Genomic DNA, 6,097 nt, shown 5'->3' with positions numbered 1-6,097 from the left:
GGAAATGCCTCATGCAGCGCTTTCCATGCAGGTGAAGATGAAGAACTCATATATACCTATACTCCATATTTGAACTTCTATCTAAAAGCGGGAAATCTGCCAAATCGGCAGGTATTACTCATTGTAATGAAAAATGTTATGAAATGCAAGATAAAAGAAGCATGCAGCAGCCGACTTTCCTGTGGGATTTTTTCCACCTGAAGAATCATAAAAAGAGGCAGGATCTTGTTGATCCTGCCTCTTTTTATGATTCTTATTTATCCCAGCCGGAAGGTATCATGGCTTGTAAAATCTGTTGGGGAAACAGGCGATACGCCATGGGAAGACAAACGGCCTGCCGCTTCTGTGAAAGCTTCAAAAATAGCCATATCTAACCCATCATAGGTATAGGAATATTCAGGATGCCACTGTACAGCCCACAGGAACTTTTTGGAAGGTGCATATGCTGCTTCCACAAGCCCGTCTTCTGATACAGCCATGGGCTTCAGCGGCTTTGCCAGTTTTTTTACAGCCTGATGATGAAGCGAATTGACTCCCAGGAAGGAAACGCCCAGCCGTTCATACAGAGGACTTCCGGTAAGAATACTGTTAAAGTGGGCAACCCAGTCATAGGCAAAATCCATGACATGGTTCGGCGCATGAAGAGAGGGACATTCCGATGCAATATCCTGATACAATGTACCTCCCAGAAGAGCATTGATCAGTTCCAATCCCCGGCATATGCCAAGTGCCGGTACATCATGATTCCAGCAATAATGGAAAACCATGGTTTCCAGTTCATCTCTGGCACTGCATACCGGCCCGCAGAGCGGTCTCTTTTCCTCTCCATAGAGAGCCGGGGAAATATCCTGTCCGCCGGTAAAAAGGAAACCATCAAAGTCTCCTGCAATTTCTCCAAATTCCTCTTCCATCAGGTGAAGGGGAAGAATAATGGGAATGCCTCCCGCTTCTTTAATGGAATCCATGTACCCGGGCAGCATCCATATGCTTTCCTTTTCCTCATCCCACAAAGGCATAACTCCGATCTTTGGCTTTCGCATCATCAACACCTCCTGCTTTGGCAGGAATATCTGTCCTGCCTATATATATAAATAAAAAACAATTTTGAAGCAAAAAGGCACTGTTCCAGGAACAGCACCTTCGCCGAAAGCAAAAAGGCACTGAGTCATCTCAGCGCCTTTGCTTTTCTAAAATTTTATGTATTTAGTATAGCGGAAATCTTATTAAAAGGCAAGAAAGCCGAATAAGAAGAATTTTATAACCTCCTCAAAGAAAAGAAGATCATCAGCTTTCGGACGGGCGGGCAAAAAGTACCATCAAAGCGATTTCCAGGGCACCGACCAGAAGAAGCCCCATCGATGTTCCTACGGTTTCAATAATCAAACTCACCAGTAAAGAACCAAAAGGAGCGCTCCCCAAAAATACAAATGTATAAAGGCCCATAATACGGCCCAGGAATTCTTTAGGCGAAGCCATCTGGATTACCGTATTGCAGTTTACGATAAATGCAATAACAAAAAATCCAAGAAGGCCGAAAAGGCTGAGTGCCAAAAACAGATAATGAACATAACTGACCGCCATGAGAAGAACACCACAGAGAATAGCTGACCAGAAGATTTTACGATTGGACAGGTGGTTTTGGGCCGCTCCGGACAGCAGTCCGCTGATCATGGATCCGGCTCCGGCAGCAAAAAGAATGGAACCGAAACCATCTATGCCTGCATGGAGGACCCTGTCAGCAAACAGAGGACCGTAGGTACCCATGTTCAAAATCAGCCCGCTCACAATCCCTGCACCTATAAGATTCTTGTAAATCAAAGGATTGTTTTTTGCCTGCATCAGTCCTTCTCGTATTTCCTGTAAAGGATGACGTTCTGTCGTTTTCTCTATAACAGAATTCACGTCCATCCGAATGTAGGCAATGATAATAGGCACCAGCGAAAGTGCATTCATAAAAAAAATCGTGCTGTAAGAAACAAATTTCAGAAGAAAGGCTGCTAGGAGAGGCCCTGCCATACGGGTAATATTAAAATTGGCAGAATTCAGGCTTATGGCACTGTGAAGAGCCTTATTTCCTACCAGTTCCGGCATGAATGCCATGCGGGCAGGCATATCAAAAGAATCGATGGTCCCTATAAAGAACGCAAAAAATAGAATCCAGGCGTAAGTTTCATGACCCGACCAAAGAAGAAGCCCAAGAAGGGATGCCTGCAGCAGATAAAAAATCTGTGTCCCTATCAGAATTTTTCTTTTATTATGTTTATCAATCCAGAGTCCTGTAAAAAGAGTGAAGAAAAGGCTGGGCGCAAACTGGCATGCAGCAAGGAGTCCCAAAAGAAAAGCAGAATCAGTCATGGTATACACAAGCCACTGCTGTGCCGTGAGCTGCAGCCAGAAACCGATAAGCGCAATCCATTGTGTCAGCCAGAATATACGATAATTCTTAACCTGAAGTGCGGGGAATAAAGAAAGAAGATGCATAAAATCTCCTCATATGCAACGTATAGAAAAATATTTATATATAAATTATATCATATATCATAGAAAAATAAAAAATGCCTTCCATTTAAAGGAAAGCATTTTCCTGAAAAAACAATCCTAGCCTATTTTCTTCTCATCTTCAAATTTTCTGCTTTTCTCAAGGCCTTTTCACCGGCATGGATAACTTCTTCTACGGAAATTTCTGAAACAGGTGTATATTTACCGGAAGCAATAGTTTTGTTCACATGCTCCGGTCCCATAGGCATATCCCAGGAAGAAATTGCTTCAGAGCAGGGGCCCAGAGGATGATGAAATTTGGCATTACTGGGTCCAAACATGGCAATAGTAGGAACACCACGGCTGTCAAAAACATACATAGGCCCGCTGTCATTGGTAAAGGCCAGAGAGCATCGCCCTGCAGCAGCCATGAATTCTCCCATGGATAATTCTCCTGCCGCAATGATATACCGTTTCGATTTCATAACGGCTGTGGCTTTTCGAATGAGTGCCAGCTCCGAAGGAACCCCGAAAAAGACAGGGATCATCCCCTTATCTGCAAAATAGTCAGCAGTCTGTCCATACTTTTCAGCAGGCCAGTTCTTTTCTGCAGTGGAACTTCCAACAGAAATGCCTACCAGCCTGTCATCCCTGCCAATTCCTTTGGAAGCGTAAAACTCTTCTGCCTTTTGATCCCACAAAGGCGAAGTAAACGTACGCATCCCGCTGTGATGGAGATCTTTTACTCCCAGTCTTTCCAGAACTTTCAGATATTTATCTACGGCGTGAGAGTTATAGGTTTCTATGGTCATAGGCCAGTCCATTAAGAAAGAGTCTATCCTGGTTCCTTCTTCCCCGCCCCAATGCTTTGGATGCATGGCCAAAGCCATCAGCGTAGTTCTCGCCGTCCCATGAAGAGTGAGCAGGATATCCGGATGGAGGGCGCCGATTTTTTTCCCCAGCTTCCAGGTCGCTGCCATTCCTTTTTCCCTGCCATGACGGTCAAACGGAATGACCTCATCAATATGGGGATTATACTTTACCGACTCCTGAAAACGGGAATCCATAACCAGTATGATTTTAGATCCTTCCGCTGCCCGGCGGAGTACTTCCAGAAAGGGAGAAATGGAAACCATATCTCCAAAGTAAAGCATGTATATAAGGACAATAGTCTTATTCTTCAAATCTACGTGCCAATATTTATCATTCATATTCGTCATCATTCCCTGCGAATTTTATGAATCAGAGCGGTAGTAGAATAACCTTCTACAAAAGGCAGGATTTTGACTTCACCTGCGTACTGTCTTCCTGCCACTTCTTCCACTTTGTAATCCCCGCCTTTCACAAGGATATCCGGTTTCAGGCAGGCCAATAGTTTTTCCGGTGTATCTTCATGGAAGATGACTACGTCATCTACACTGCGAAGAGATGCCAGCATAAAACTGCGGTCTTCCTCACTGTTCACCGGCCGTTCCGGCCCCTTCAGTTTTCTTACGGAATCATCGCTGTTAAGCCCTACAATCAGATGATCTCCCAGAGAGGCTGCCTGCTGAAGATAAGTAATATGTCCTCTGTGGAGAATATCAAAGCAGCCGTTAGTGAAAACGACAGTTTCTCCCCTTTTCTGCCAGAGGCTCACCTTTGCTTTGGCTTCTTCCCAGGACAGAGGATGATAGGAAAGGCGGAGCTCTTCCCCACTGCTCCAGGCTTTTAAAAGTTCTTCCCGTTTTACCTGGTAAGTTCCCACTTTAGAAACAGCAATTCCTGCTGCCTTATTGGCCAGTTCCAAGATCGTGTCCATGGGAAGATGCGCTGCAGTAGCAGCAGCCGTCACCGCCATGACAGTATCACCGGCGCCGGACACATCAAAAACATCCTGTGCTGCCGAAGCACGGTGCAGAGCGCCATCCTTGCTGATACAGGTAATTCCCTTTTCTGATCTCGTCACAAAAAGATGAGTAAGATGGTATTTCTCTCTCACCTCTCTGCCGGCCCTCTCTACCGCCTCATCCTCATTGGGGATATCTTTTCCCAGACAGTCTGACAGTTCTTTCAAGTTGGGCGTAATGCCAAAAGCTCCTTCATACTTAGTCCAGTCAGATCCTTTGGGATCTACCAGAACAGGTACATGATACCGGGCAGCCAGAGCAATGACAGAAAGAGAAAGCTCATGGGTAATCATGCCTTTGCCATAGTCGGAAAGCACAATGCATCCCAAGTCCTGGTGAAGAAGATTTTCCAGCCACTGAAGAATGAAATGGCAGTCCTTATCTGAAGGATTCTTCTTTTCTTCATAATCAAGGCGCATCATCTGCTGTCTGGCACCTAAGATCCTTATTTTAGCGGTAGTGTGATAATGAGGAGCGGTAATCACACCGGACATATCAATCCCCGCCTGCTGCATGAGAGAGGAAAGCACCGCCCCGTCTCCATCATTGCCTTTCATGCCTCCGGCGAAAACCTGACATCCCAGGGCAGACAGGTTTGCTGCTGTATTAGCCGCCCCGCCCGGTACATCCCGCTGTGATTCCACCAGATTTACCGGCACCGGCGCTTCCGGCGAAATACGATTAACTTTCCCTGTAATATAGCGGTCTGTCATCAGATCTCCAATGACTGCCACTTTAATATGCCTGATTTCTTTTTCTAAAAAGCGTACGCCATCCTGCTGCATATATACTCCTGTTCTTTAAGAAGCCGGCCCTTTTACCGGCTTCTGCCATGAAAATCAACGATTAATGCAAGTCAGCGGACCTTCTCATGATTTCATCATGAATCCGTCTGCCCGTCTTTGTCATTGCCAGTCCTGCCCGGCTTGTTTCCTTCAACTCTACAGGGAGACGTTTCCCTACATCCCCCATTGCTTCAATGACTTCATCCGGAGGTATAACACTTTCAATACCATTCATAGCCATTTCTACAGCCAGCAGGGCATGGATTGCATGAAAAGCATTCCGTTTTACGCAGGGAACTTCCACAAGGCCTCCCACCGGGTCACATACAAGCCCCAGAATGTTTTTCAGTGCCAGGGCAAAAGCATTGCCCATCTGCTTTGTAGAACCTTTAAGAAGATCCACAGCAGCAGCAGCGGCCATGCCGCAGGCTGCACCGCATTCCGCCTGACAGCCGCCTACTGCGCCGGCAATGGACGCCTTTTCAGCAATAACCCGGCCAATAGCACCGGCAGTAAAAAGAGCGCAGGTCATATCATACATGGATGCATTGGTTTCCTCCGCCACAGCTGACAAAACGGCAGGAAGAATTCCACAGGATCCGGCCGTAGGGCAGGCCACAATGCGGTACATTTTGGCATTGGCTTCCGCAGTGGCAATAGCGTAGGATGCCGCCCGCTGGCATACAGGCGAAAGAAAGCGCATATGTCCGCAGAAAAGGCGGTTCGCATCTCCGCCTACCAGTCCGCTGGCAGACTTACTTGTATCTGACAGACCTTTCTGAATGGATTCCCGAAAAACAGGAATGGTATATTTCATGCGGGCCCATATTTCCTCATAGCTTTTTCCGCTTTCTTCTGCTTCTACCCGGCAGGCAATAATACCGGGAGAGCATTTTTCCACGTCTGCCACGGCAAACAGTTCTTTCATCGAATGATATTCCATAA

The 6,097-nt window shown here is 46.3% G+C and carries 6 protein-coding genes; 1 reads left to right on the top strand and 5 read right to left on the bottom strand.

The genetic code is table 11. The annotated features are described in order from the left end of the window. On the top strand, positions 1-201 hold a 201-nt coding region (locus tag ACI4N7_RS00345; protein ID WP_439731378.1), incomplete at its 5' end, for a hypothetical protein. Positions 202-257: 56 nt separating this feature from the next. Here ACI4N7_RS00345 and ACI4N7_RS00340 read toward each other — a convergent pair. The 5 genes from ACI4N7_RS00340 to sdaAA form a co-directional block, all read right to left on the bottom strand. Further along, entirely contained in the window at positions 258-1,043 is a 786-nt protein-coding gene (locus tag ACI4N7_RS00340; RefSeq protein WP_439731377.1) for a gamma-glutamyl-gamma-aminobutyrate hydrolase family protein, read from the bottom strand. A gap of 241 nt (positions 1,044-1,284) precedes the next feature. Beyond that, the gene (locus ACI4N7_RS00335) at positions 1,285-2,481 is read right to left on the bottom strand and encodes an MFS transporter (RefSeq protein WP_439731376.1); all 1,197 of its coding nucleotides are present in this window, start codon (positions 2,479-2,481) and stop codon (positions 1,285-1,287) included. A gap of 122 nt (positions 2,482-2,603) precedes the next feature. Beyond that, positions 2,604-3,689 carry a glycosyltransferase family 9 protein gene (locus tag ACI4N7_RS00330; protein ID WP_439731375.1) on the bottom strand — a complete coding sequence of 362 codons (1,086 nt, stop codon included), beginning with the start codon at positions 3,687-3,689 and terminating at the stop codon, positions 2,604-2,606. Positions 3,690-3,697: 8 nt separating this feature from the next. Beyond that, the gene (rfaE2, locus tag ACI4N7_RS00325; RefSeq protein WP_439731374.1) at positions 3,698-5,152 is read right to left on the bottom strand and encodes a D-glycero-beta-D-manno-heptose 1-phosphate adenylyltransferase; all 1,455 of its coding nucleotides are present in this window, start codon (positions 5,150-5,152) and stop codon (positions 3,698-3,700) included. Positions 5,153-5,213: 61 nt separating this feature from the next. Continuing rightward, on the bottom strand, positions 5,214-6,095 hold the full coding sequence (sdaAA, locus tag ACI4N7_RS00320) for an L-serine ammonia-lyase, iron-sulfur-dependent, subunit alpha (RefSeq protein ID WP_439731373.1): 882 nt from the start codon (positions 6,093-6,095) through the stop codon (positions 5,214-5,216). Positions 6,096-6,097: the final 2 nt, after the last annotated feature.

This window comes from Dialister sp., assembly GCF_051885895.1.
GTDB lineage: Bacteria > Bacillota > Negativicutes > Veillonellales > Dialisteraceae > Dialister.
Note: the sequence above shows the minus strand (reverse complement) of the source record. Positions and strands in the feature narration are given on the sequence as shown.

Coding starts and splice junctions, on each gene's coding strand:
- ACI4N7_RS00340 (WP_439731377.1), bottom strand. CDS start 1,043: ATGATGCGAAAGCCAAAGATCGGAGTTATGCCTTTGTGGGATGAGGAA.
- ACI4N7_RS00335 (WP_439731376.1), bottom strand. CDS start 2,481: ATGCATCTTCTTTCTTTATTCCCCGCACTTCAGGTTAAGAATTATCGT.
- ACI4N7_RS00330 (WP_439731375.1), bottom strand. CDS start 3,689: ATGAATGATAAATATTGGCACGTAGATTTGAAGAATAAGACTATTGTC.
- rfaE2 (WP_439731374.1), bottom strand. CDS start 5,152: ATGCAGCAGGATGGCGTACGCTTTTTAGAAAAAGAAATCAGGCATATT.
- sdaAA (WP_439731373.1), bottom strand. CDS start 6,095: ATGGAATATCATTCGATGAAAGAACTGTTTGCCGTGGCAGACGTGGAA.